The organism is Frigidibacter sp. MR17.24 (genome assembly GCF_037095655.1).
In the GTDB taxonomy this organism is placed as follows: domain Bacteria; phylum Pseudomonadota; class Alphaproteobacteria; order Rhodobacterales; family Rhodobacteraceae; genus Frigidibacter.
The window spans coordinates 12137-37527 of sequence record NZ_JBAWKE010000005.1; the positions used below are offsets into that span (position 1 = coordinate 12137).

General features: G+C 71.6%; 25 protein-coding genes. 15 read left to right on the forward strand and 10 right to left on the reverse strand.

The window, feature by feature from the left end; all coding sequences use genetic code 11:
• Window positions 1–58 precede the first annotated feature (58 nt).
• Genes V8J39_RS15920 through dctP form a run of 3 tightly spaced genes read right to left on the reverse strand, consistent with a single transcriptional unit; the run spans window position 59 to window position 2901 of the window.
• Window positions 59–1381 (reverse strand): TRAP transporter large permease, encoded by a 1323-nt coding sequence (locus V8J39_RS15920; protein WP_336461928.1) that lies wholly within the window; start codon window positions 1379–1381, stop codon window positions 59–61.
• 6 nt (window positions 1382–1387) lie between these two features.
• Complete coding sequence (locus tag V8J39_RS15925; RefSeq protein WP_336461929.1) at window positions 1388–1927, reverse strand: TRAP transporter small permease; 540 nt, start codon at window positions 1925–1927, stop codon at window positions 1388–1390.
• The gene (gene dctP / locus V8J39_RS15930; RefSeq protein WP_336461930.1) at window positions 1924–2901 is read right to left on the reverse strand and encodes a TRAP transporter substrate-binding protein DctP; all 978 of its coding nucleotides are present in this window, start codon (window positions 2899–2901) and stop codon (window positions 1924–1926) included. Before dctP ends, V8J39_RS15925 begins: the two co-directional genes overlap by 4 nt.
• Window positions 2902–3073: 172 nt before the next feature.
• Here dctP and V8J39_RS15935 point away from each other — a divergent pair, with 172 nt between their 5' ends.
• The 8 genes from V8J39_RS15935 (at window position 3074) to V8J39_RS15970 (ending at window position 10382) form a co-directional block, all read left to right on the forward strand.
• A complete protein-coding gene (locus V8J39_RS15935) occupies window positions 3074–4330 on the forward strand; it encodes an acetyl-CoA hydrolase/transferase family protein (protein ID WP_336461931.1) in 1257 nt (418 codons plus the stop codon).
• A gap of 191 nt (window positions 4331–4521) precedes the next feature.
• On the forward strand, window positions 4522–5709 hold the full coding sequence (locus V8J39_RS15940; protein WP_336461932.1) for a M20 metallopeptidase family protein: 1188 nt from the start codon (window positions 4522–4524) through the stop codon (window positions 5707–5709).
• 43 nt (window positions 5710–5752) lie between these two features.
• Window positions 5753–6604, forward strand: coding sequence for a transporter substrate-binding domain-containing protein (locus V8J39_RS15945; protein ID WP_336461933.1), 852 nt, complete (start codon window positions 5753–5755; stop codon window positions 6602–6604).
• 4 nt (window positions 6605–6608) lie between these two features.
• Window positions 6609–7331, forward strand: a complete 723-nt coding sequence (locus tag V8J39_RS15950) for an ABC transporter permease (RefSeq protein ID WP_336461934.1) — start codon at window positions 6609–6611, stop codon at window positions 7329–7331.
• Window positions 7332–7334: 3 nt separating this feature from the next.
• Window positions 7335–8024 carry an ABC transporter permease gene (locus V8J39_RS15955; RefSeq protein WP_336461935.1) on the forward strand — a complete coding sequence of 230 codons (690 nt, stop codon included), beginning with the start codon at window positions 7335–7337 and terminating at the stop codon, window positions 8022–8024.
• On the forward strand, window positions 8021–8797 hold the full coding sequence (locus V8J39_RS15960; protein WP_336461936.1) for an ABC transporter ATP-binding protein: 777 nt from the start codon (window positions 8021–8023) through the stop codon (window positions 8795–8797). The genes V8J39_RS15955 and V8J39_RS15960 overlap by 4 nt, the downstream gene beginning before the upstream one ends.
• 8 nt (window positions 8798–8805) lie before the next feature.
• Window positions 8806–9477, forward strand: coding sequence for a GntR family transcriptional regulator (locus V8J39_RS15965; RefSeq protein WP_336461937.1), 672 nt, complete (start codon window positions 8806–8808; stop codon window positions 9475–9477).
• Window positions 9474–10382 (forward strand): homocysteine S-methyltransferase family protein, encoded by a 909-nt coding sequence (locus V8J39_RS15970; protein ID WP_336461938.1) that lies wholly within the window; start codon window positions 9474–9476, stop codon window positions 10380–10382. The genes V8J39_RS15965 and V8J39_RS15970 overlap by 4 nt, the downstream gene beginning before the upstream one ends.
• Here V8J39_RS15970 and V8J39_RS15975 read toward each other — a convergent pair.
• Together V8J39_RS15975 and V8J39_RS15980 are read right to left on the reverse strand one after the other, a co-directional pair.
• On the reverse strand, window positions 10364–11587 hold the full coding sequence (locus V8J39_RS15975; RefSeq protein ID WP_336461939.1) for a trans-sulfuration enzyme family protein: 1224 nt from the start codon (window positions 11585–11587) through the stop codon (window positions 10364–10366). The genes V8J39_RS15970 and V8J39_RS15975 overlap by 19 nt on opposite strands.
• 128 nt (window positions 11588–11715) lie before the next feature.
• Window positions 11716–12177: an Lrp/AsnC family transcriptional regulator gene (locus tag V8J39_RS15980; protein WP_336461940.1), complete on the reverse strand. Its 462-nt coding sequence runs from the start codon at window positions 12175–12177 to the stop codon at window positions 11716–11718.
• Between the two features lie 222 nt (window positions 12178–12399).
• On the opposite strand from V8J39_RS15980, the gene V8J39_RS15985 reads away from it, so the two are divergent.
• The 6 genes from V8J39_RS15985 to V8J39_RS16010 are packed head-to-tail and all read left to right on the forward strand — an operon-like array spanning window position 12400 to window position 18231.
• Window positions 12400–13383, forward strand: coding sequence for an ABC transporter substrate-binding protein (locus tag V8J39_RS15985; protein ID WP_336461941.1), 984 nt, complete (start codon window positions 12400–12402; stop codon window positions 13381–13383).
• Window positions 13380–15086 carry an ABC transporter permease gene (locus V8J39_RS15990; RefSeq protein WP_336461942.1) on the forward strand — a complete coding sequence of 569 codons (1707 nt, stop codon included), beginning with the start codon at window positions 13380–13382 and terminating at the stop codon, window positions 15084–15086. The genes V8J39_RS15985 and V8J39_RS15990 overlap by 4 nt, the downstream gene beginning before the upstream one ends.
• The gene (locus V8J39_RS15995) at window positions 15074–16156 is read left to right on the forward strand and encodes an ABC transporter ATP-binding protein (protein WP_336461943.1); all 1083 of its coding nucleotides are present in this window, start codon (window positions 15074–15076) and stop codon (window positions 16154–16156) included. Before V8J39_RS15990 ends, V8J39_RS15995 begins: the two co-directional genes overlap by 13 nt.
• Window positions 16149–17231: an MBL fold metallo-hydrolase gene (locus V8J39_RS16000; RefSeq protein WP_336461944.1), complete on the forward strand. Its 1083-nt coding sequence runs from the start codon at window positions 16149–16151 to the stop codon at window positions 17229–17231. The genes V8J39_RS15995 and V8J39_RS16000 overlap by 8 nt, the downstream gene beginning before the upstream one ends.
• Window positions 17228–17797, forward strand: a complete 570-nt coding sequence (locus V8J39_RS16005; RefSeq protein WP_336461945.1) for a histidine phosphatase family protein — start codon at window positions 17228–17230, stop codon at window positions 17795–17797. Before V8J39_RS16000 ends, V8J39_RS16005 begins: the two co-directional genes overlap by 4 nt.
• Entirely contained in the window at window positions 17785–18231 is a 447-nt protein-coding gene (locus V8J39_RS16010; RefSeq protein ID WP_336461946.1) for a phosphatase domain-containing protein, read from the forward strand. The genes V8J39_RS16005 and V8J39_RS16010 overlap by 13 nt, the downstream gene beginning before the upstream one ends.
• A gap of 141 nt (window positions 18232–18372) precedes the next feature.
• Here V8J39_RS16010 and V8J39_RS16015 read toward each other — a convergent pair whose 3' ends face one another.
• The 5 genes from V8J39_RS16015 to V8J39_RS16035 form a co-directional block, all read right to left on the reverse strand.
• A complete protein-coding gene (locus tag V8J39_RS16015) occupies window positions 18373–19296 on the reverse strand; it encodes a dihydrodipicolinate synthase family protein (protein WP_336461947.1) in 924 nt (307 codons plus the stop codon).
• 114 nt (window positions 19297–19410) lie between these two features.
• Window positions 19411–21042, reverse strand: a complete 1632-nt coding sequence (locus tag V8J39_RS16020) for an ABC transporter ATP-binding protein (RefSeq protein WP_336461948.1) — start codon at window positions 21040–21042, stop codon at window positions 19411–19413.
• The gene (locus tag V8J39_RS16025; RefSeq protein ID WP_336461949.1) at window positions 21039–21980 is read right to left on the reverse strand and encodes an ABC transporter permease; all 942 of its coding nucleotides are present in this window, start codon (window positions 21978–21980) and stop codon (window positions 21039–21041) included. Before V8J39_RS16025 ends, V8J39_RS16020 begins: the two co-directional genes overlap by 4 nt.
• Window position 21981: 1 nt before the next feature.
• Window positions 21982–22905 carry an ABC transporter permease gene (locus V8J39_RS16030; RefSeq protein ID WP_336461950.1) on the reverse strand — a complete coding sequence of 308 codons (924 nt, stop codon included), beginning with the start codon at window positions 22903–22905 and terminating at the stop codon, window positions 21982–21984.
• Window positions 22906–22993: 88 nt separating this feature from the next.
• A complete protein-coding gene (locus tag V8J39_RS16035; RefSeq protein ID WP_336461951.1) occupies window positions 22994–24502 on the reverse strand; it encodes an ABC transporter substrate-binding protein in 1509 nt (502 codons plus the stop codon).
• A 174-nt stretch (window positions 24503–24676) separates the two neighbouring features.
• Here V8J39_RS16035 and V8J39_RS16040 point away from each other — a divergent pair, with 174 nt between their 5' ends.
• On the forward strand, window positions 24677–25387 hold the full coding sequence (locus V8J39_RS16040; RefSeq protein WP_336461952.1) for a GntR family transcriptional regulator: 711 nt from the start codon (window positions 24677–24679) through the stop codon (window positions 25385–25387).
• The last annotated feature ends 4 nt before the right edge of the window (window positions 25388–25391 follow it).

Consider the following 25391-nt stretch of genomic DNA (forward strand, 5'->3'; position numbering starts at 1 on the left):
CGGGCCCGGCGGTGACCCTGCCCGGGGTCCGGGCAGGGTCGGTCGCGGCCGGGAGGGCTCAGAGCATCCCGGGCAGCCAGGTGACCAGCGGCGGCACCAGGGCGAAAAGCGTCATCGCGGCAAGGAAGATCACCACGACCGGATAGCTCGCGCGGAAGACCTGCGCGGTCGAGAGGTTCGGCGCCGCGGCCGACAGCGCGAACAGCGTGTAGCCGAAGGGCGGCGTCACCCCGCCCACGGTCAGGTTCACAAGGAAGATCGTCCAGAACCAGATCGGGTCATAGCCCAGCGCATGGACCAGCGGATCGTAAAGCGGCACCGCCATCAGCAGGAAGGCGATCTGGTCGATGAACATGCACAGGATCAGCGGCAGCGCCATCAGCACCACGAACATCGTCATCGGCGGCAGGCCAAGGTCGGTCGCCCAGCCCACCAGCGCCTGCGAGGCACCGGTGAAGGCGACCAGCTGGCTGAACAGCGTCGACGAGGCGACGATGACCATGATCATCACGCTCAGCCGCGTGGCCGAGGTCAGCGCCTGCAGCAGCATCCCCAAGCTCGCGCGGCGATAGAGCATCGCGACCAGCGTCGCGCCGATCACCCCCGTCGCGGCGGATTCGCCCGGCGTCGCGATCCCCAGCATGATCATCCCCATCACCATGAAGATGATGAACATGAACGGCACCATCCGGATCACCGCGCCCAGCGCGCTGCCGCGCGCCGCGGCCCCGCCCGAGGTGGTGTCGTCGGGCGGGGTGTCGGGCGGGGCGAGCGTGGGATCGCGCATCACCGACAGGATCACGTAGGTCCCGGTCATCAGCGACACGATGATCCCCGGCACGATCCCCGCGATCAGCAGCCCCGAGATCGAGACATCGGCGAGCGAGCCGATGATGATCGCCAGAAGCGAGGGCGGGATGATCGGTGCCAGCGAGGCGCCGGCCAGGATCACCGTGGCCGACATCTTCGGCGAATAGCCGCGCGCGGCCATGTTCGGCATCGCCGAGCGGCCGAGCATCGCCGAGACCGCGACCGCCGCCCCCGACAGCGCCCCGAAGATCGTCGCGATGACGATGACCACGGCGTAAAGCCGCCCGCGCACCCGCCCGACCAGCCGGTCGACCGAGTCGAACAGCACGTCGACACTGCCCGAGCGGAACAGGATCTCGCCCATCAGGATGAACAGCGGGATCGTCGCATAGCTGCCGTTGCTGGTGCTGTCGGCGACGCTGTTGATGAACAGCCCGAAGCCGCGCTCGCCGATCAGCAGGCCGGTGGCGGTGAGGTTGATGATCAGGAACGCCACGAAGACGTTGATGCCGGTCAGCATCAGCGCGAGCAGCGCGCCGAAGAAGGTCAGAAGGACAAGGAACCACTCCATTCCGGCTCAGGCCTCCACCCGCTTCGGCGCGGCCTGCGGCTTGGCCTGCGGCAGCCGCCGCGGCGCCAGGCCCTGGGCCAGGAACACCAGCCCCGCCACCGCGAAGCCCGCCGCCACCGCACCGGTGATCCAGACCCGCGGGATGCGCCAGGTCCCCTGCGTGAAGGTGTTGCGCGCGACCTGCGTCATCGCGACGTCGATCGCGAAATAGACCACCGCGGCGCAGGCCGCCGCGCTCACCAGAAGCAGCGCGCGCCGGTACCAGTGCCCCGAGGGCACCGCGTCGAGCACCAGCGTGATCGAGACATGTTCCCGCGACCGCGTGACCTCGGGCAGGCCCAGCATGATCAGATAGGCCAGCAGGTAGCGCACGCTGTCCGAGACCCACATCGTCGGCGCGCCGAAGACATAGCGCATCGTGATCTCGACAAGGGTGATCGCCAGGATCACCACCAGCGCCGCCGCGGCGATCCAGAAGGCGATCCTGACCAGCAGGTCGGCAAGCGCGCCGACCTGCCGCATCCGGGGCGGGGGGGCCTGTCTCACTGCAGCAGTCCCGCCTTCTCGCCCTGGTCGTGCATCTTGTCGGCATAGTCGCCGCCGGTGATGTGCGCCGTGGCCCAGGCCCCTTCGGAGAACAGCGTCTCCAGCCGCTCGGCATCCGCCGCCGGCATCTCGCTCAGCTCCATCCCGTGCTCGAGCAGGAATGTCTCCTCCTCGGCGGCCAGCTTGTCGAAGCGGGGGATCGACTCGGACTCGATCGCCAGCGCGGCCTCGTGGATCGTCGACTGCTCGGTCTCGGTCAGGCTGTCCCAGGTGTCGAGGTTCATGAACACGAACAGCCCGACGGTGCCGAACTTCGGCCGCGACAGGTATTTCGCCACCTCGTACCACTTGGCGTCGGCGATGCCGGTCAGCGTGGTGCCGGCGCCGTCGATCACGCCGGTCTGCAGCGAGGAATAGATGTCGGTCATCGGCAGGATCACCGGTGCGCCGCCGACCCCCTCGATCACCGGGTTGTAGGTCTGGGTGCCGCGGATCTTGCGCCCGGCCAGCGCCGGCGCGTCGCCGATCGGCTGCTTGAGGATGAAGTTGAACGCAACCGACCCCACCGGCGCCACGGCGATCAGCTTCAGCCCAAGGGTCTGGTAATACTCGTCGAGCGTGTCGAGCACCCCGGACGAGCGGCGCAGCGCGGGATCCGCGCGCATCGCCTCGACCGCAAGCCCGAGCGAGGCCGCGCCGATGTGATAGGCGGGATGGGTGAACAGCAGGTCGAACACCCCGGCCTGCACCGGCTCCAGCTGTTCGAAGGCCGGCACCACCTCGGGGCCCGACAGCCCGATCCTGATCTCGCCGCCCGACAGCTCGCTGATCTTGTCGATCAGCGGCTGCGCCACGTTGATCGTGTAGGACTGGTTCGACGACCAGCTCGACAGCATCCGCAGATCGGTTGCGGCGGCCGGGATGGCGAAAAGCGCGACGGCGGCCGCCGAGGCGGCAAGCATCTTCAGGTTCATGATATCCTCCCTCTGCATTCGCACCCGGTCTCCACCTCCGGGGCTAAAGTCCGCTATGCGAACTATTGTCCATTAATTCGGATTGTAGTAGCTCCTGTCAAGTCCCTGCTGCGCGGCGGGGCGACGTGGCGCGCCGGGGCAGGCCCGGCCGCGGCCAAGTGGGAGGAGCGCCATGACATTTCCCGATCCCGTCGCCATCCCGGCCGGGCTGCGGCTGACGGACTGGATCCGCCCGGGCGATTCCGTCGTCTGGGGACAGGCGGCGGCCGAGCCCGAGGCGCTGACCTCCGCGCTCGTGGCGCAGCGGCACGCGGTCGGGCCGGTGACGGCGACGATCGGGCTCAGCCTGACCGCGACGACCGACCCCGCCCATGCCGACCGGCTGCGCTTCCGGTCCTATTGCGCCAGCGGCACCAACCGGCGGCTGGCGCAGGCCGGCGCGCTCGAGATCCTGCCGGTGCCCTATTCCACCCTGTCGCGGATCCTCGCGCCGGTCGACGTGCTGATGCTGCACCTGCCGCCGCCGCGGCCGGACGGGCTGCACAACCTCGGCCTGGTGAACGAATGGCTCGCCCCGCTGATCGACAGCGCGCGCGTCGTGCTGGCCGAGGTCAACGACCGGATGCCCGACGTGCCCGGCGACATCGCGGTCCGGCCCGAGCGGCTGGCGGCGGTGGTGCGCAGCGCGCGGCCGCTGCGCAGCCTCGACAGCGCGCCGCCCTCCGACATCGACCGCCGGATCGCCGCGCATGTCTGCGGCCTGATCGAGGACGGCTCGGTGCTGCAGATCGGGCTGGGCCAGCTGCCCGATGCGATCCTTGGCGGGCTGCGCGACCGGCGCGACCTGGGCGTGCACTCGGGCCTGATCAGCGACGGCATCGCCGCCCTGACCGAGGCCGGGGTGATCACCAACGCCCGCAAGACCCGCGACCGCGGCGTCACCGTGACCGGGTGGCTTCTGGGCGGCGAACGGCTCTGGCGCTTCGCCCACCGCAACCCCGGCCTCAGGCTGTGCCCGACCAGCTACACCCACGATCCCGCGGTGCTGTCCGGGCACGACCGGCTGGTGGCGATCAACTCGGCGATCGAGGTCGACCTGACCGGGCAGATCAATGCCGAGGTCGCCGACGGCGCCTATATCGGCGCGGTCGGCGGCGCGGCGGAATTCCTGCGCGGGGCGCATGGCTCGCGCGGCGGGCTGCCGATCGTCGCGCTCGCCTCGACGGTGCGCCGGACCGGCGCCTCGCGCATCGTCGCGCGGCTTTCGGGCCCGGTCAGCACGCCGCGCAGCGAGGCCGGCATCATCGTGACCGAACACGGCATCGCCGACCTGCGCGGCTGCACCCTGGCCGAACGGCGGCGGCGGATGATCGACATCGCCGACCCCGCCCAGCGCGCGGCGCTCGACGCCGCGCCCCCCCTGCCCTGACGCCCGCCCGGGTCGCCTTGACGCATCGTCCCCCGGCGACGACGGGTGCAGAACGTCCGCCGGCAGGCGCCGGGCGGCACGGCCCGGCGCGCCGGATCGATTGTCGATCATCGGACATTGACTCGGGATGACATTTCGGTGACGCATGGCCGCGCTCCGGCTCAGGGCCGGGGTCCCACGAGATGCTGCCCATGACCGACCTTGCGAATGCCCCCGACCGCCAGATCGAGACGCTCACGCGCGCCGCCGAGCCGCGGCTGATCGAGATCCGTCGCGACATCCACGCCCATCCCGAAACCGGCTTCGACACCGTCCGCACCGCCGGCATCGTCGCGCGCGAACTCGCGGCGCTCGGCCTGACCGCGAAGACCGGGGTCGGCCGCACCGGGGTCGTGGCCGAGATCCGCGGCGGCCGGCCGGGACCCTGCCTGATCCTGCGCGCCGACATGGACGCGCTGCCGATCCAGGAAGAGACCGGCCTGCCCTTCGCCTCGACCGTGCCCGGCAGGATGCACGCCTGCGGCCACGACCTGCACACCTCGGCGCTGCTGGGCGCGGCCGGGGCGCTGGCGCAGATGGCGCCGCAGCTTGCGGGGACCGTCCGGCTGGTGTTCCAGCCCGCCGAGGAAACGCTGGAAAGCGGCGCCGCCGCCATGGTCGCCGAGGGCGCGGCCGACGGCGCCGACATGGCGATCGCCTTCCACAACCGGCCCGAACATCCCGCCGGGATGCTCTCGCTCAACCGCGGCGCCAGCACCGCGTCGAGCGACGAATTCATGGTCACCGTCCACGGCAGGTCGGGCCACGCGGCACGGCCCCATGCCGCGATCGACCCGATCGTCGCGGCCGCCCACATCATCACCCAGCTGCAGACCGTGATCTCGCGCGAGGTGGACCCCTCGCTGTCGGCGGTGCTGACCGTCGGCCACATCGCGGGCGGCGCCACCCAGAACATCATCCCCGACACCTGCATGTTCGAGGGAACGGTGCGCTGCCGCTCGCCCGAGACGCGCGACCTGGCCGAGGCCGCGTTCCGGCGCATCTGCGAGGGCGCGGCGCTTGCGCTGAACGTCCGGGCCGAGGTCGAATACATCCGCGGCGCGCCGCCCCTGATGAACGACGACGCGATGATCGACCGCACCGCCGAGGCGCTGGCCCTGCAGTTCGGCACGCCCGTGCATGTCGAGCAGGGCAAAAGCTTCGGCGCCGAGGATTTCTCGTATTTCTCCGAGCGGATGCCCTCGGTCCAGCTCTTCGTCGGATCGGGCCAGCCGGGCCGGGACGACCGCGTCCACAATTCCGACTACCAGCCCGACGAAGCCTGCATCGCGCAAAGCGCCATCGCGCTCACGCGCATGGCCGTCGAATTCCTGTCCTGATCCCAACGCCTCCCCCAACGCCCCAAACGCCGAAGGAACGACCATGACCCTCACCCGCAGCACCGTCCTGCGCGCAGGCCTCGCCGCCGCCGCCATCCTCGCTTTCGGCGGGCCGGTCCTGGCCGAGGGCAAGACCTACGTCTTCGCCACCGAAGCCGCCTATCCGCCCTTCAACATGAGCAAGCCCGACGGCACGATCTACGGCTTCGAGGTCGACCTGCTGGCCGAAGCCGCCAAGCGCGCGGGCATCGAATACGACCTGATCTCACAGGCCTGGGACGGGATGATCCAGGGCCTGGTCGACGGCAAGTACGACGGCGTGATCGACGCGGTGACCGTCACCGAAAAGCGCCTGCAGGTCGTCGACTTCTCGCTGCCCTACACCACCGGCGGCTCGACCTTCGCCGTGCTGAAGGACGCGGGGATCGAGATCCCGGGCGCGGACAGCCTCGTCGTCCTCGACGACGAGACGGCGGCCGAGGCCTCGATCGCGGCCGTGGCCGAGGCGCTGAAGGGCAAGACCGTCGGCGTGCAGGTCTCGACCATCCAGGCCGACTTCCTCGAGAAGTACCTCGCGCCGCGCGGCGTCACCATCCGCACCTATCCCAACGGCCCCGACGTCTACCAGGACCTGATGAACGGCCGGCTGGACGCGACGATGGCCGCGATCACCAACATCTCGGCCTTCCTCGAGAAGAACGGCGACGAGGCGACCACCGCGGGCCCGAACTTCACGGGCGGCGTGATGGGCCGCGGCGCCGCGATCGCGGTGCAGAAGGGCGATGCCGAGCTGGCCGAAAAGCTCGGCGCCGCGCTGAAGTCGATGTCCGAGGACGGCACGCTCGAGGCGCTGTCGATGAAGTACTTCAAGATGAACGTGACGCCGAAGCTCTGACCTCATGGGAGAGATCGGGCTTCTCGGCTTCGGACCCGACGGCTGGGGTCTCGTCCTCGCGAAGGCGGGGCTGATGACGCTCGCCGTCTCGGTCGCGGCCTTCCTGTGCGGGCTCGTGCTCGGCACGCTGGTCGCCTGGGCGCGCATCGGCGGCAACGCCGTGCTGCGCGCCTTGGCCGAGGCCTATACCGTCACGCTGCGCGGCGTGCCCGACATCCTCGTGATCTACCTGTTCTACTTCGGCGGCCGCCAGGTGGTGGCCGCCGTCGGCACCGCGCTGGGCTTCGCGGGGCCCTTCGACATCTCGGGCTTCGCCGCCGGGATGCTGGCGATCGGCCTGATCTCGGCCGCGGGCCAGTCCGAGGTGCTGCGCGGCGCCTACCAGGCGGTGCCGAAGGGCACGATCGAGGCCGGCCGCGTCTGCGGCATGGGGCGGTTCACGCTCTTTCGCCGGGTGATCGCGCCGCAGGCCATGGTCACGGCGCTGCCGGGCATGGGCAACCAGTGGCAGTCGGTGATCAAGGAATCCGCGCTCGTCTCGGTCACCGGGCTGGTCGAGACCATGCGCCAGGTCTCGGTCGCGGCCGGCACCACGCAGGAGCACTTCCTGTTCTACGCCGCCGGCGCCGGGATCTACCTGGTCATCACCACGCTGTCGGACCAGCTTTTCCGCCTGGCCGAACGGCGCAGCCTGCGCGGGCATCCGGGCACGGGCACGGGGGCCTGACCGATGGACGTGACCTTCCTTGCCGGCATGTTCCAGAGCCTGCTCAAGGGCCTGCCGCTCACGCTCAACCTGTGGCTACTGTCGCTCGCGGGCGGCGGCTGCCTTGCGCTCCTGCTCAACCTGATGCGCCAGAGCCGCGTCGGCAATGCCGTGGCCGGGGCCTATGTCTTCGTGTTCCGCGGCACGCCGCTGCTGATCCAGATCTTCATGATCTACTACGGCCTCGCCGGCTTCGGCGTGATCCGCCACAGCATCCTGTGGCCGTTCCTGCGCGAACCCTACTGGTGCGGCCTGCTGGCGCTGGTGCTGAACGACGCCGCCTACACCTCGGAAATCCTGCGCGGCGGCCTGCGCGCGGTCCCCAGGGGCACGGTCGAGGCCGGGCGCGTCTCGGGCATGGGCCGGATCGCGATCCTGCGCCGCATCACCCTGCCGCTGGCCATCCGCCAGGCCCTGCCCGCGTATTCGAACGAGATCATCTCGATGCTCAAGGCCACGGCCCTGGTCTCGACCATCACCCTGATGGACATCACCGGCATCGCCCGCGCCGCCATCTCGGAAACCTGGCGCGCGGTCGAGATCCTGCTGTGCGCCGCGGTGATCTACCTCGCGCTTTCGATCATCGTCACCCGGCTCTGCGGGTGGCTGGAACGGCGCCTCTCGCCCTGGCACTTCGGAAGGACGACCCCGTGACCACGCAGACCCCGGCCCTCGCCGTCACCGGCTTGCGCAAGAGCTTCGGCGCGAACGAGGTCCTGCGCGGCATCGACCTGTCGGCGCGGGACGGCGACGTCATCTCGATGATCGGCGCCTCGGGCTCGGGCAAGAGCACGCTGCTGCGCTGCATCCCGATGCTGGAAATCCCCGACGCCGGCACCGTCGGCGTCGGCGCCGACAGCCTGTCGCCGAAGGGCGGCCGCCTGACGAGAGGAGAGGAGGCGATCGCGCGACGGATGCGCGGGCACCTCGGCTTCGTGTTCCAGAACTTCAACCTCTGGCCGCACCGCACCGTCCTCGAGAACGTGATCGAGGCGCCGCTGTTCGTGCAGGGCCGCCCGCGGTCCGAGGCCCGGGACGAGGCGATGGCCCTTCTCGAGAAGGTTGGGCTTGCCGAAAAGCGCGACGCCTGGCCCGCGCATCTCTCGGGCGGGCAGCAGCAGCGCGTGGCGATCGCGCGGGCCCTCGCGCAGCATCCGCGCGCGATCCTCTTCGACGAACCGACCTCGGCGCTCGACCCCGAGCTGGTGGGCGAGGTGCTGAAGGTGATCCGCGGCCTGGCCGAGGAAGGCCGCACCATGCTGATCGTCACCCACGAGATGGGCTTCGCGCGCGAGGTGTCGTCGCGCGTGGTGTTCCTGCACCAAGGCCGGATCGAAGAGGACGGCACCCCCGCCGAGGTCTTCGGCGCCCCGAGATCCGAGCGCGCCCGCGCCTTCCTGTCCAGCCATTTCGACCGCAACCGCTGAGGATCCAGATGCGCCAGCCGATCGCGAAGAAAAGCCTTCAGGATCAGGCGACCGACTGGCTGCGCGAAGCGGTCGTGCGCGGCGATTTCGCCCCCGGCGCGACGCTGACCGAACTTGCGCTGACCGATCTGATCGGCACCGGGCGCGGCACCGTCCGCTCGGCGCTCTTCGCGCTCGAGGCGCAGGAGCTGGTGACGCGCACGCCCTATTCGAACTGGCGCGTGGCGGTGCTCGACGCGCAGGCGATCTGGGAGATCTACACCCTGCGCGGCGCCTACGAGGGGCTGGCCGCGCGCATCCTCGCCGAACGGCGGGCCGAGCTGGGCACCGATCTGATCACCGCCGCCTTCGAGCGGCTGACCGCGGCCGAGGGCGGCGACACCGACGCGCGGGTCGCGGCCGATCTCGGCTTCCACGCCAGCTTCGTCGCCCAGACCCGCCACCAGCACCTGATCCGCCGCCACGGGCTGCTCGCCGACAAGATGGAGTGGCTCTATCGCTGGTCGGAATCGCACTGGCCCTGCCGCAACCCGCTGACCGACGAACACCGCCCGCTGCTGGCCGCGCTGACCGAAGGCTCGGCCGACCAGGCCGAGGCCGCCGTGCGCGCCCATATCGACTATTCCATCACCCAGGACGTCGCGGGCTTCCACAGCCTCGCGGCGGGAGACGACAGATGAGCACGATCACCCTTCTGGACGGCGGCATGGGCCGCGAACTCGAACGCAGCGGCGCGCCGTTCCGCCAGCCCGAATGGTCGGCGCTCGCGCTGATCGAGGCGCCCGAGACCGTGGCCCGGGTCCATGCCGGCTATGTCGCGGCGGGGGCGCAGGTGATCACCACCAATTCCTACGCGCTCGTGCCCTTCCACATCGGCGAGGACCGGTTCCGCGCCGACGGCGCGCGGCTCGCCGATCTTGCCGGCCGCATGGCGCGGCAAGGCGCGGCGGGGCATCCGGGGGTGCGCGTCGCGGGCTCGCTGCCGCCGGTCTTCGGCTCGTACCAGCCCGGGCTGTTCCGCGCCGACCTCGCGGCGGACTACCTTGGCGTGCTGGTCGGCGGGCTTGCGCCGCATGTCGATCTCTGGCTGGCCGAAACCCAGAGCAGCCTCGCCGAGGCCCGCGCCGCGGCGGCGGCGACGGCCGCGACCGGCAAGCCGCTCTGGATCTCATTCACCCTGCGCGACGACGTCGATCCCGAAGACATGCCCGCGCCGCAGCTGCGCTCGGGCGAACCCGTGGCCGAGGCCGCGCGCCTGGCGGTGGCGCTCGGGGCCGGGGCGATGCTCTTCAACTGCTCGCGCCCCGAGGTGATGGGCGCCGCGCTCGATGCCGCCCGCGCCGCGGCGCCGGGGCTCGCGCTCGGGGTCTATGCCAATGCCTTCGACACCTCGCAGGACGAGGACGGCGCCGCGAACGAGACCGTCTCGACGATCCGCGCCGATCTCGACCCGCCGCAGTACTGCGGCTGGGCCGGGGGCTGGGCGGCGAGGGGCGCCACGATCATCGGCGGCTGCTGCGGCATCGGCACCGAGCACATCCACCACCTGGCGCAGCACCTCGGGGATCAGGCCGACAGCGCCTGATCCAGATCCGCGATCAGGTCGGCGGCATCCTCCAGCCCCACCGACAGGCGGAACACGCCCGCGCCCGCGAACCGGCGATAGTCCGCGAGCGCGGCACCCTCCAGCCGGTAGGTGCCGCCGATCATCCCGTCGGTGTCCAGCAGCGTGACGATGCTGCGCTGGTGGCCCAGCGAGAAGGCGTAATGCGCGATCCTCAGCCGCGCCGCCAGCCGGCGCGCCATCGCCTGCGGATCGGCGGTGCGGAAGGCGATCATGCCGCCGGGCAGGTCCATCTGCCGCTGCGCCAGCGCGTGCTGGGGATGCGAGGCGAGGCCGGGATAGATCACCCGCTCGACCGCCGGATGCGCCTCGAGGAAGGCGGCAATGCGCCCGGCGCTGTCGCTGATCTGGCGCAGGCGCGCAAACAGCGTGTCGATCCCGCGCAGGATCAGCCAGGCGTTCGAGGCCGAAAGCGACGCCCCCAGATAGACCCCCGCCCGCCCCCGGATCCGCGCCGTCAGCGCCTTCGACCCCAGCACGATCCCGCCCAGCGCATCGCCGTGGCCGTTGATGAACTTGGTCAGCGAATGCACCACCAGGTCGACGCCCAGCGTCAGCGGCCGCGTCGCCACCGGCGTCGCCAGCGTGCTGTCGACGCTGACCAGCGCGCCATGGGCATGGGCGACGCGCGCGACCTGCGCCAGATCGGTCAGCCGCAGGATCGGGTTGCAGGGGCTTTCGCAATGCACCAGCCGGGTGTTGGGCCGCAGCGCCGCCGCAAGCGCCCCGGGCACCGACAGGTTCACCGGCGTCACCTCGATCCCGAAGTCCGGAAGCAGCCCGCGGGCCAGTTCCGCGGCGCCCGCATAGGTCACGTCGCTGACGATCAGGTGATCGCCGGCCTTCAGCAGGGCCAGAAGCATCCCCGAAATCGCGGCCATGCCGCTGGCGAAGGCCACCGCCTCCTCGGCGCGCTCCAGCGCCGCCATGCGCTGTTCCAGCGCCCGCACCGTCGGGTTCGACCAGCGGGCGTAGGTGAAGGGCTCGTCGGCGATGTCGCCAAGCCCGGCCGCGGAAAAGGCGCCCTCTCCCGGCGTGACCATCGTGTTCACCGACATGGCCAGATCGGGCTGGATCGTGCGGGTGTCGGGCGGGATGGACAGCCCGGCATCAAGGGCAAGCGTCGCGGGGCGGGCGTGGTCGGGCAGGGTGACGGGTCGGCGCATGGCGGCAGGCTCCTCGGGCGTGGCGGCTGCCCGCCTGATCGCACGTCCCGCGCGCCGCCTGGCCGCGAAAGCGGGTCCCCGGCCGCGGTCCGCCCGCATCCGCGCCCCCGCCCGCGCCGCACGGCGGCTCAGCCCCCGTCGATCGGCACCGCGGTCGCGACCTTGACCGCCTGCAGCACGACATTCGTCGTGATCCGCCGCACCAGCGGGTTGTCCCGCATCAGCCGCGCCGTCACCGCGTCATAGTCCTCGACGTCGCGGGCAAGGATCACCGCCACCAGATCGACGCCGCCGGTGACATAGTAAAGCTGCTGCACCTGGTCGGTCGCCTCGGCCCACTGCCGCAGCCGCTGCAGCGCGCCGTAATTGTCCCGGTCGATCTCCAGCCCGGCGATGAAGCTCATGCAGGGGCCGACCGCGCCCGGGTCGAGCAGCGCCACCTCGGCGCGGATCACCCCGGTCTCGCGCAGGCCGCGCAGCCGCCGCTGCACCGCCGAGGTCGACAGCCCGACCTGCCCGGCGATGGCCTCGGCCTTGAGCGTGCAGTCGCGCTGCACCAGCGCCAGGATCTTGCGGTCGAACGCGTCCAAGAGACCTCCGGAACCCCCATGCCCCGTCCTGCGGCCGCGGCTCGGCCCCACCCTATCCCGCAGATCACCGTCGCGCGCCAGTGCCCCCGGCAAACGCGCCCGCACTGACACGGAAACATCCGCAAACCGTCATTCCGGTGTTACCCCACCGATCTATGCGGGCCGCAAGTCGCCGGAGCCCTTCCGCGCGTCCGCCCGCAACATCTTCCCGATGGAGACAGCATGTCCCGCGTTCTTCTCGCCGCCGCCCTTCTCGCCGCGGCCCCGACGCTCGCCCCCGGCCTCGCCGCGGCCGAGACCCTGACGCTCTACACCTCGCAGCCCAACGAGGATGCGCAGAAGACCGTCGACGCCTTCATGGCCGCCCACCCGGGGATCGAGGTCGACTGGGTCCGCGACGGCACCACCAAGCTGATGGCCCGGCTCGAGGCCGAGATCGCCGCCGGCGCCGCCGCGCCCGACCTGCTGCTGATCTCGGACACGGTGACGATGGAGGGGCTGGTGCAGCAGGGCCGGCTCGCCGCCTATGTATCGCCCGAGGATGCCGCCTACGACGCCGCGCTCTACAGCCCCGAGGGGTATTACCACTCGACCAAGCTGATCACGACCGGCATCGCCTACAACACCGGCGCGGCCGAGGTTCCGACCTCGTGGGCCGATCTGGCGAAACCCGCGATGAAGGGCCTCGTGGCGATGCCCTCGCCGCTCTATTCGGGGGCCGCGCTGATCCACCTCGCGACACTCACCGGCACGCCCGCGCTGGGCTGGGACTATTACGCCGCCCTCGCCGGCAACGACACGCTGGCCGACGGCGGCAACGGCGGCGTGTTCAAGGCGGTGGCCTCGGGCGAGAAGCCCTATGGCGTGCTGGTCGACTACATGGCGCTGCGCGCCAAGGCCGAAGGCTCGCCCATCGACTTCGTCTTCCCCGACGAGGGCGTCTCCTACGTGACCGAGCCGGTGGCGATCGTCGCGGGGACCAGGCACATGGACGCGGCGAAAAGCTTCGTCGACTTCGTGCTGAGCCAGCCGGGCCAGGAACTGGTCGCCGACATGGGCTACATCCCCGCCCGCGACGGCGTCGCCAGCCCCGAGGGCTTCCCGGCCCGCGACGCGGTCAAGCTGATGCCCTTCGACGCGGCCAAAGCGCTGGCGGACAGCGAGGCGAACAAGGCCGAATTCGCGAAGGTCTTCAAGGTTCAATGAGCCTTCGCCCCCTGACGGCGGATGGCAGCCGGTCGCTCGACCGGCTGCTGCCGCTGCTGCTGCTGCCCGTCGCGCTGATCTCGCTCGGCCCGGTCGCGCGGCTGATGCTGGAAGGCATCGGCTTCGGCCGCGGCCTGACGACGGCGCATCTGACCGCGGTGCTCGCCCGCCCCTCCACGCTCGAGGCGCTGTCGCATTCGCTGATCACCGCCGGCGGCGGCACGCTGATCTCGATCGCGATCGGGGCCAGCTTCGCCTTCCTCGTGGCGCTGACCGACGTGCGCGCGAAGGCGGCGCTGGTCTTCTGCCTGATGGTGCCGATGATGATCCCGCCGCAGATCACCGCGCTCGCCTGGATGCAGGTCACGGGGCCGTCGTCGGTGATGCTCAAGCTTGTCGGTCTCGCGCCGCCGCTCGGCACGCCGCAGCCGCTGCACTCGCCGGGCGGGATCATCCTGCTTCTGGGCATCCAGCATGCCTCGATCGTGTTCCTGACGCTGCGCGCCGGCCTGCGCATGATCCCCGCCGACCTGGTCGAGGCCGCGCGGATGTCGGGCGCGGGCCCGGTCCGGGTCTGGGCGCAGGTGGTCCTGCCGCTGTCGCTGCCGGCGCTGATCGCCGGCGGCTCGATGGCCTTCGTCACCGCGCTCGGCAATTTCGGCATCCCGGCAATGCTGGGCATCCCCGCCCGCTACGCCACCCTGCCCACGCTGATCTACCAGCGCCTCGTCGGCATGGGGCCCGGCGTCCTGCCCGAGGTCGCGGTGCTGTCGCTGGTCATCGGCGCGGTGGCGATCCTGGGCGTTCTTGCCGGGCGCCTGGTGCTGTCGCGCGGCGGCCACGGGCTGTCGGGCCTGTCCTCGGCGCCGCTCGCGCTGTCGCTCTGCCGCTGGCGGCCCGCGGTCGAGATCGCGCTCTGGGCCTTCATCGCCGCGATCCTCGCGCTGCCGCTGCTGGCGCTGCTCGCGACCTCGCTGATCCCGGCCTACGGCGTGCCGCTGAGCGTCGACACCGCCACGCTCAAGGCCTGGCACCAGGCGCTTTTCGTCCAGCCGGTCACCCGGCGCGCCTATGTCAACTCGCTCTTCCTCGCCACCGCGGCGGCGGCGGTGCTGATGGCGGTCTGCCTGCCGCTCGCCTGGCTGACCAGCCGCAGACCGACCCGCGCCACCCGGATCCTCGACGCGCTGGTCGACCTGCCCTACGCGCTGCCCGGCGTCGTGCTCTCGATCGCCTGCATCCTGGCGTTCATGCGCCTGCCCTTCACCGGGCTCAGCCTCTACGGCACGATCTGGATCATCCTGCTGGCCTATCTCGCGCGGTTCCTCGTCGTGATGCTGCGCCCGATCCAGTCGAGCCTCGCCCAGCTCGATCCCTCGATGGAAGAGGCCGCGGCCTCGGTCGGGGCCTCGCTCGGACGGCGGCTGCGCACCATCGTGCTGCCCCTCGCGGCCCCCTCGGCCGCGGCCGGCGCGATCCTCGTGTTCCTCACGGCGGTGAACGAGCTCACGGTCTCGGCGCTTCTGTGGGCCTCGGGGACCGAGACGCTGGGAGTCGTGATCTTCAACCTCGAGGACAGCGGCGAGACGGTCATGGCCTCGGCCCTGGCGATGTCGATCGTCTGCCTGATCGTGGCCCTGATGGCGGCGGTGCAGGCCGGCGCGCGCCACCTCCCGAAAGGAGTGATCCCATGGCAGAGCTGAGCTTTGCATCCCTCTCCAAGCGCTTCGACGGCGCCCCCGCCCCCGCGCTCGACGCGATCTCGGCCAGCGTCGCCTCGGGCGAATTCGTGGCGCTTCTCGGCCCCTCGGGCTGCGGCAAGACCACGCTTCTGCGCCTGATCGCCGGGTTCGAACGCCCGACCGCCGGCAGCCTGACCCTTGGCGGCCGCGTCATGGCCGACGCCACCCGCTTCGTGCCGCCCGAGGCGCGCGAGATCGGCATCGTCTTCCAGTCCTACGCGCTCTGGCCGCACATGACGGTGGCGGGCAACGTGGCCTACCCGCTCGAGGTGCGCCGCCTGCCCCGCGCCGAACGCGCGGCGCGCGTGGCCGAGGCGCTCGAACTGACCGGGCTCACGCCCTATGCCGACCGGATGCCGGCGCAGCTGTCGGGCGGCCAGCGCCAGCGCGTCGCGCTCGCGCGCTGCCTGGTGTTCGAGCCGCGCGCGATGCTGCTGGACGAGCCGCTGGCGAACCTCGACCTCGCGCTGCGGGCCTCGATGCAGGACGTCTTCCGCATGTTCCACCGCCGCACCGGCGCAACGATGGTCTACGTCACCCACGACCAGGGCGAGGCGCTGGCCCTTGCCGACCGGATCGCGGTGATGGACGCGGGCCGCATCCGCCAGTTCGCCGCGCCCGAAACGCTCTACCGCGAACCGGCGGACTGCTTCGTCGCGGGCTTCGTCGGCGACGGCGGCGTCGTGTCGCTTCGCCTCGGCGCGCCCTCGGGCCCGGGCCGGCGGCAGGCGACCCTGCTGGGGCAGGAGGTGACGGTGCGCAGCGACAGCGCGACGCCGACCCATGCCTGCATCCGCCCCGAGGACATCACCCTGTCCGACACCGCGCCCCTGCGCGGCCGGGTGCTGGGCTGCGCCTATCTCGGCGGCCGCTTCCGCCTGACGATCGAGGCCGCGGGCGAGACGCTCGTCGCCTTCTCGGCCCGCCGCGCCCGGCCGGGCGAGGTGCTGGGCCTGCGCATCGCCGAGCCTTGGGCGTTTCACGACCGCGAGGGCACCGTGCTGATGGACAGGGCCCGCGCCCATGCGTGACACGACCACCACCGCACCCTGGATCGAGGTCCAGTCCGGCCTCGGCGAGAAGGGCCCCGCCTGCCTCCGGCTCTGGACCGGGTCCGAGACCTGGGTGCTCGACGCCGGCGTCGGGCCCGAGGCGACCTCGCCCTTCGTGCCGGCCTGGCTCGACGGCGCCGACCGGGTGCTGATCACCCACGACCACGTCGACCATATCGGCGGGGCGGCGCATGCGATCGCGGCGGGGCTGCCGATCCATTGCACCGCCGCCACCGCCCGCGCGCTGCCGCCCGGCGCCGACCTGCACCTGCTGCCCGAACGCGGCGAGACGGTGATCGCGGGGGTGCGCGTGACCACCGGGCGCAACGGCCACGCGCTGGGCGGCTGCTGGCTGCACCTGGGGCTGGGCGACGGGCTCTTCTATTCGGGCGACTGGTCCGAGGAATCCACCTGGTACGCCTTCGACCCGCCGCCCCCGGCCGCGACCGCGCTGATCGACGCCTCCTACCATCTCGACGACACGCCGCAGGCGGCGCGGCGCGCCGCGCTCGACGCCGCGCTGGCCGCGCTTGCGGGCCACCAGCTCCTGTTCCCGGTGCCGCCCTCGGGCCGCGCGGGGGAACTGGCGCTGCACCTCCTCGCCCATGGCACCGTCACCCTCGACGCGCCCTGCCGGGCCGCGATCGCGCAGGCGCTCGACAGCGGCAGCCTCGTGCCGGGGGCCGCGCGCCTGCGCCCGCTCCTCGACCGGCCCTTCGACCCCGCCGCGCGGTTCCTCGTCTGCGACACGCCCAATGCCGACGGCGGCATGGCCTGGCGGCTGGTGCAGGACTGGCGCGACCGCGGCCGGCTCGGGCAGGACGCCTTCGTCGTCTTCACCGGGCACATGACCGCCCATGCCCGGGCGATCGCGGCCCGCGGCGGGCGCTTTCTGCGCTGGAACGTGCACCCCCCGCTCAGGGACCAGGTCGGCCTGCTGCGCCGCCTCGGCGCGCGCCGCGCGGCGCCGCTGTTCTGCAGCCAGCCCGAGGACTACCTGCTCGAGACCGCCTTCCCCGCCGAGGTCATCCTCAACGACCGGTGCCGGCTGTGACCGGCGCCCTGCGCCCCCGCGCGTTCGTCGTCATCCGCCACGGCCAGACCGACGCCAACCGCGACGGCCTCATCGCCGGCCGGACCGAGGCGATGCTGACCGAAGCCGGTCGCGCGGCGGCGGCGCGGCTCGCGCTCCGGCGCTGGCCCGCGCGGATCGCGCTGTTCGCCAGCCCGCAGGCGCGGGCGCTCGACACCGCGGACCTCGCCTTTCCGGGCCGGGCCCGCCGGGTCCTGCCGGACCTGCGCGAACGCGACTGGGGCCGGCTCGAAGGCCGCCCCCTGGCCGAGATCACCCCGCGCGAGGCGACGCCACCGGAGGGCGAGCCCTGGGCCGACATGGTCGGCCGCATCGCCCGGGCGCTGCGGCTGGCGCAGGACGCCGCGGGCCCGGCGCTGCCGGTGCTGGTGGCGCATTCGGGCGTCATCCGCGCGGTGCGGGCGCTGACGGCAGGCGATCACACCGGCCCCTCGGCCCCCAACACCACCCCCCTGCTCTTCGCGCCCGGCCCCCGCGGCTGGTCCGAGACGACCCTGACGGAACGGAACGCCCCATGGACTGCGTGATCTTCGACATCGACGGCACCCTCGCCGAATTCGACGCCCCCCGGCTGGGGCACCTCGTGCATGGCGAGGACAAGCAGTGGGACGCGTTCCACGACGAGATGAGCCGCGCCGCGACGATCGAGCCGGTCGCGCGGCTGCTTGCCAGGCTGCGCGCGCAGGGCGAGCGGATCGTGCTGTGCTCGGGCCGGCCCGAAGGCTGGCGGCACCGGACCGAGGCCTGGCTCGCCGCCGCCGGGATCGAGACCGACGCGATCTACCTGCGCCGCGCCGACGAGGACCGCGCCCCCGACCCCGAGGTCAAGCGCACCGCGCTGGCGCGGATCCGGGCCGACGGCTACCGGCCCTGGCTGGTGGTCGACGACCGCAGCTCGGTCGTGGCCTTCTGGCGCGCGGCGGGGCTGACCTGCCTGCAATGCGCGCCCGGCGATTTCTGAAAACACGATTTCCGACCCACGCGCCCGCCCTCCCCCGCCCCGGGGCTCGGCTCCGGGCGTCCGGCGACCGGTCGGGCTCGGCCGCGCCGGGTCACGGCGCGGCCGGGGGACGGCGGGACCGGGTGCGGGCCCGCCGGACTGTCAGCCCGCCAGCGCGTCGGCGCGCAGCAGGCCCTCGCGCTGCAGCAGCCCCTGCAGGGTCGCCGCCTGCCGCTCGGTCAGCGGCCAGGCCGACGGCGGCCGCGTCGGGCCGCAGTCCAGCCCCATCATCGCCAGCGCCGTCTTCACGCCGGTGACGTTGGTGCCGTTCATCTCCTCGGCGCGGACCTCCTCGAAGGCGGCCATCCGGGCGATCAGCCGCCCGGCCCCGGTATAGTCGCCCGCGTCCAGCGCCCGGTGGATCGCCACCGAATGCTCGGGCCACAGGTTGATCAGCCCCGAGGTGAAGCCGCGCGCGCCCACGGCGTACAGCGGCGGCGCCCAGGTCTCGGCCAGCCCGCCGACCCAGACGATGCCCGGGTCGCAGGCCGCCATCGCCTCGGACAGCTTCATCGGGTTCGGCGTCGCCCACTTGACGCCGACCACGCCCTCGATCGCGCAGATGTCGGCGATCGCCTTCGTTCCGATCGCGTCGTTGCGCAGGTACAGCACCAGCGGCAGCCCCTCGCCCGCCTCCGCCACCCGGCGGATGTAATCGACGACGCCGCGCGGCGCGACGAAGGGATCGGGCGGCTGGTGGATCATCAGCGCGCTCGCCCCGGCCCGGGCCGAGGCCCGCGCCAGCCGGCAGGCATCCTTGATCCCGCGCCCGACCCCGCCCAGCAGCGGCACGCGCCCGTCGATCAGCTCGGCCGTGGCCGCGACCATGCGCTCGGCCTCGTCGGTGGTCAGCGCGTAGAACTCGCCGGTGTTGCCGTTCGACACCAGGATGTGGACCCCGGCGTCGATCGCGCGGTCCACGATCGGGCGCAGGCGCGCGGGCTCGGGCGCGTCGGCCGCGTCGAACGGGGTCACGAGAATGCCGGAGATGCCGCTCAGCGCGGTCTGCAGGCGTGCGTCAGCCATGTCTGAAACCTTTCGGTGCAAGTGGAGGGGAGAGGTGGCCGGGCCAGATCGGGCCGGCCCGGTGGAAGCGGGCCCGACGGAGGCGGGTCGCGGGCGAAAGGGGCGGGCCGGCGGTCACTCGGCGGCCCATTTCGGCCGCGGCGCGGCCTCGAGAAGCTGGCGGGTGTAGGCCTCGCGCGGGGTGGCGAACAGCGCGGCGGTCTCCTGCCACTCGACCACCCGGCCGCGGTTCATCACCAGGATCTCGTCGGCGAAGTTGCGCACGATCGGCAGGTCGTGGGTGATGAAGACATAGGACAGGCCCAGCCGGTCGCGCAGGTCGGACAGAAGCTCGATCACCTGCATCTGGATCGACACGTCCAGCGCCGAGACCGCCTCGTCGCAGACGATCACCTCGGGCTCGCAGGCCAGCGCGCGGGCGATGGCGATGCGCTGGCGCTGCCCGCCCGAGAACTGGTGCGGGAACCGCGCGGCATGGCCACGCTGCAGCCCCACCATCTCCAGCAGCTCGCCCACCCGCTCGGCCCAGCGCGGCCGGGGCAGGATCTCGGGGTGGATGATCCACGGCTCCGAGATGATCTGGAACACGCTCATCCGCGGGTTCATCGAGCTGTAGGGGTCCTGGAACACCATCTGCACCCGGCGCCGGAACCGCAACAGCTCGGCCCGGTCCAGCGTCAGCACGTCGCGCCCGTCGAAGATCACCTCGCCCGAGGTGGCGCCGGTCAGCCGCAGAAGCATCCGCGCGACCGTCGACTTGCCCGAGCCGCTCTCGCCGACGATGCCCAGCGTGCGCCCCTGCCCGAGCGTGAAGCTGACCCCGTCGACGGCGCGCAGCATCCCCGGGGTCGGCGCCTGCCCCGGCACCAGCCCGTAGATCTTCGTCAGCGCGCGCACCTCCAGCACCGGCGGGCGGGCGCCGGCGGGCGCGCCCTCGCGCGTCAGCCCGTGCGGCAGCGCCGACATCAGCCGGCGGGTATAGGGATGCTCGGGCCGCTCGAAGACCGCGCGGGCGGGGCCGGCCTCGACGACGCGGCCCGCGGTCATGACCACGATGCGGTCGGCCATCCCGGCCGCGACCTCGAGGTCATGGGTGATCATGATGATCGCCAGCCCCTCCTCGCGCTGCAGCGACCTCAGCAGCTCCAGCACCTGCGCCTGCACCGTCGCGTCCAGCGCCGTCGTCGGCTCGTCCGCGATCAGCACCTTCGGCCCCAGCGCGATCGCCATGCCGATCATGATCCGCTGCCGCTGCCCGCCCGAGAACTGGTGCGGATAGTCGTCGATCCGCGCCGCCGCATCGGCGATGCCGACCCGCGTCAGGATCTCGACCGCGCGCCGCCGCGCCTCGGCCCGGCCGCAGCGGCGGTGGTAGGTCAGGATCTCGCACAGCTGCCAGCCGACGGTGAAGACCGGGTTCAGGTGCGACAGCGGATCCTGGAAGATCATCGCGATCTGCGAGCCGTTGACCTCCAGCCGCTCGGCCTCGGTCAGATCGGTGATGTCGCGCCCGCCGAAGAGGATGCGCCCCGACACGATCTCGCCCGGCGGCATGTCGATCAGCCCCATGATCGCCGAGGCACTGACCGACTTGCCCGAGCCGCTCTCGCCCAGGATCACCAGCGTCTCGCCGGGGCGCACCTCGAAGCTCACGTCCTCGACCGCGCGCTGCGCGCCGGTGGCGTTGTGGAAATCGACGGTCAGCCCCTCGACCGTGATGATGGGCGTGGTGTCCGCGGCCGTCATCTGCCTGCCCCCCTGCGCTTGGCCCTGTATCCCTTGGCGGCCAGCTCCAGCCGCCAGTGCTGGTGCGGATCGGAATAGGTGCGCCACCAGCTGGCCAGCATGTTCAGCGACAGCGTCGTCATCAGGATCGCGAGCCCCGGCCAGAAGGCGACCCACCAGGCCGTGGCCAGATAGCCCCGCCCCGTCGCCACCATCGATCCCCAGGTGAACTCGGGCGCCTGCACCCCGAGCCCCAGGAAGGACAGCGAGGATTCCGCCAGCACCACCGTCGCGAAGTCGATCGCCCCGATCGTCAGCAGCGTCGGCAGCACCACCGGCGCGATGTGGCGCACCACCAGCCGCCGGTCGCTCGCGCCCAGCGCGGTGGCGGCGGTGACGAACATCCGCTCGCGCACCTCCAGCACCTCGGCCCGGGTCGTGCGCAGGTAGACCGGGATCCGCGTGATCGCCAGCACCAGCACCAGGTTCAGGATCGACGGCCCGAGGCTGTAGAGAACGATCAGCGCCAGCAAGAGCGACGGAAAGCTCATCACGATGTCGGTCAGCCGCAGGATCACGGTGCTGACCCAGCCGCGGGCATAGCCCGCCACCAGCCCCAGCGCCCCGCCCAGGGCCATCGAGCACAGCACCGCGACCGCCGCGATGCCCAGCGTGCTGCGCGCCGCCACCACCAGCCGCGCCAGCATCGAGCGGCCAAGCGTGTCGGCCCCCAGCACGAAGGCCCAGCCCTGTTCCAGGCTGAAGGGCGCCATGTTGCGGGCGCGGAAGTTCGGCTTCTCGGCCAGCCCGCCGATCAGCATCGGGCCGAAGACCGCCATGAGCAGCACGAGGATCAGGAAGCAGACCGACGCGGTCGCCAGCCCGTCGGCGAACAGCAGCCTGTAGGTGCGGACCCTGCGCGGCTTCGGCGCGGCCCCAAGGTCGATGGCATCGGTCATGTCAGGTGGCCTCGTGCCGGATCCGCGGATCGAGCGCCGCGTAGATCAGGTCGATCAGGATGTTGAGCAGGAAGATCGCGACGGCTGTGACCAGCACGGTCGACTGGATCAGCGCGAAGTCGCGCTTCATGATCGCGTCGATCATCGTCTTGCCGATGCCCGGCCAGCCGAAGATCGTCTCGATCACCACGGCGCCGTTGACCAGCCCCGCGGTCAGGTCGCCCGCCACGGTGACCACCGGCAGCAGCGCGTTGCGCAGCCCGTGCACGAACAGCACCCGCCGCCCGCCGATCCCCGAAGCCCGCGCGGTCTTGACATAGGCCGCGCTCAGCACCCCCAGCATCTGGCCGCGCACCACCTGCGTCAGCAGGCCGAAGGGGCGCAGCATCAGCACCCCGATCGGCATGATCCAGTGCAGCAGCGACCCGGTGCCCGAGGTCGGCAGCATCCCCAGCGACACCGAGAACACCAGGATCGCGGTGATCGCGACCCAGAAATCCGGCGCGCTGGCGCAGGCCAGCGAAAAGGTCGTGGCCGTGCGGTCGAAGGCGGTGCCCGGCCGCGCTGCGGTCAGCGCGCCGATCACCACCGCCGCCGCCAGCGCCAGGCTCATCGCGATCGCGGCCAGTTTCAGCGTCTGCGGAAACGCCTCGAGCGCGACCTCCATCGCCGGCCGGTTGCGGCTGAGCGCGGTGCCGAAATCCAGCCGCACCACGTCGGCCAGATAGGCGCCGAACTGCACGACCAGCGGCCGGTCGAAACCGTTCAGCTCGTTGAACGCGGTGCGCTGCGCCTCGGTGGAATCAAGCGGCAGGTACAGATAGGCCGGGTCGCCCGTCAGCCGGGCGAGGAAGAACACCAGCACCAGCAGGCCGACCACGGCAAGCAGGCTCTGGAACGTGCGGCGCGAGATGTAGCTGAACACGCGGGTCACCTCCCTTGGGGGCGGGCCGTCGCGACGACCCATGCGGACGCGGGGTCCGGCGCCGCGGCGGGCGGCGCCGGACGGGCGGTCACGGCTTGAACTTGATGCCCGAGATGCGGATCTCGCCGTTCGTGGTCAGGTCCGGAACCCAGTCCAGCCGCGGGTTGACCCGCGAGTAGCCGATCATGTGGTACATCGGCACGTCGGCGATGATCTCGTCGTGCACCATCCGCGCCGCCTCGGCAAAGCCCTGCTCGCGCGCGGCGCCGGTCCGGGTCATCGCGTCCAGGATGATCTTGTCCAGCTCGGGGTTGGCGACGGTCGAATACTGCCCGTTCGAGGTGTACATCACCGGGATCGTGAAGCCCGCGTCGCCGGTGTTGTTGTCGTGCTGCTGCTGGAACAGGGTCGGTCCGCGGTCGCCCGGGAACGGCTTGTCCAGATAGCGCACCCAGTCCGCGGCCTCGAGGTTGCGGATCTCGATCGTCAGCCCGATCTCGGACCACAGCGCCTGCATCGCCTCGAGCGACTCGCCCGAATTCGGGAAGAAGCCGTTGCGCCCGATCAGCACGATCGGCGTGTCGACCGGCACGCCGTCGGCGCGGGCCTCCTCGATCAGCTGCGCCGCGCGCTCGGGGTCATAGCTCCAGGGCTTGATGTCGGCATTGTGGCCCAGCACGCCCGGCACCACCATCTGCGACGCCCGCAGCACGTCCTCGCCGAACAGCGCCTCGCCCATCCCGTCCCAGTCGATCGCGATGTTGAGCGCCTCGCGCACCCGCACGTCGTCAAGCGGCGGGTACTGCATGTCGATGCGCATCCGCGTCGTCTCGGAATTCAGATAGGCGAAGTCGGTCTCGGGATCGGTGGCGTCCTGCACCGCGATGTTGGGCGTCAGGTCGGCCTCGCCCGACTGCACCATCGCCGCGCGCACCGCGCTCTCGCTGCGCCAGACGAAGGTCGCGGTCTCGACCGCCGGCGTCTCGCCCCAGTAGTCGGGATTGCGCGCCAGCACGATCTTCTCGTTGGTCATCTCGGCCAGCGTGTAGGGGCCGGTGCCGATCGGGTCGTTGGTCACCGCGTCGAACGGCACCGCCGGCGCCACGATCTGCACCGTGCTCATCAGCGTCGGCATGATCGGATTCGGGATCGACGACACCACCTGCAGCACGTTCGGCTCGACCGCGGTCGGGGTCAGCGTGACATCCCCGAACTTCGAGCGGCTGTCGCAGGTCAGGTTCGGGTTCATCAGCCGCTTGATCGAGGTGGCGACCGCCTCGGCATCCATCGGCGTCCCGTCCGAGAACGCGACGCCGTCGCGCAGGGTGAAGCGCCAGGTCTTGTCGTCGACCTGCTCCCAGGCGGTGGCCAGGTGCGGCTCGACCTGGCCGGTCGCCGGGTCGACGATGGTCAGGGTCTCGGTCAGGTTCATGTTCACCACCCGGCCGATGTTGTTGCGGATCGACTGGCAGGGCTCCAGCCCCGAGGGCTGCTCGGGCAGCACGACGGTGACGTCCTCGGCGCGGGCGGCCCCGGCCAGCAGGGCAAGCCCCGCGACCCCGGCCATCAGCATCCTGGCGGTTCGGAATGTCTTCACGGCGGATCCTCCTCCTGATCCTGCGCCATCCCTCCCCGGATGGCCTTGGCAGTCCACCAGCGCCGCGGACCGTGACGGCCGCGCCTCCCGCACCCCGTCGATTCCGCTTTTGCCGGCGGCTGGTATCTGATATATCAATCGTGATATTTCAGTTAGGTCAACCCGAGTCTTCGCATGGATGCCGAGAATTTCTCCCTGACCCTCGACGACGGCGCACCGTCGCTCGACCGCCTGACGGTGATGTCGCTGCGCGACCAGGTGCACCAGGCGCTGCGCGCGGCGATCCTCAAGGGGCGCTTCCGCACCCTTCAGCGCCTGAACGAGCGCCAGCTGGCCGAGATGCTCGGGGTCAGCACCACCCCGGTGAAAGAGGCGCTGCGCCAGCTCGAGGCCGACGGCCTGGTCGAGGTGCACGCCCGGCGCGGGGTCACGGTGCTGTTCGACCGCCCTTGGGCCGAAGAGATGGTGCTGGCGCGCGCCGCGCTCGAATCGATGATCGCCCGCGTTGCGGCGCAGCGGATCACGCCCGAGGCGGCGCAGGCGCTGCGGACGCTGATCGAGGAGATGCGCGAGACCACCCGCGACGGCTCGGCCGAGGATCTGGTGCGGCTGAACGCGCGCTTTCACGGCCGCATCCACGACATCGCCGACGGCCGCTACCTGCGCCGGCTGATCGAGCGGCAGCGGGTCTATGACGCCGAGACCCGCAAGGTCATCCACGCCAACCCGCGCGAGCGCGAGCGCGCCTTCGCCGAACACGCGCGCGTCGGCCTCGCGATCATCGACGGCGACGTCGCCACCGCCGAGGCCGCGATGCGCGACCACGTGGTCCGGTCCGGCGAGATCTACCTTGATCAGGTCTTCGGCCGACCGGCGGAAGACTGACCGG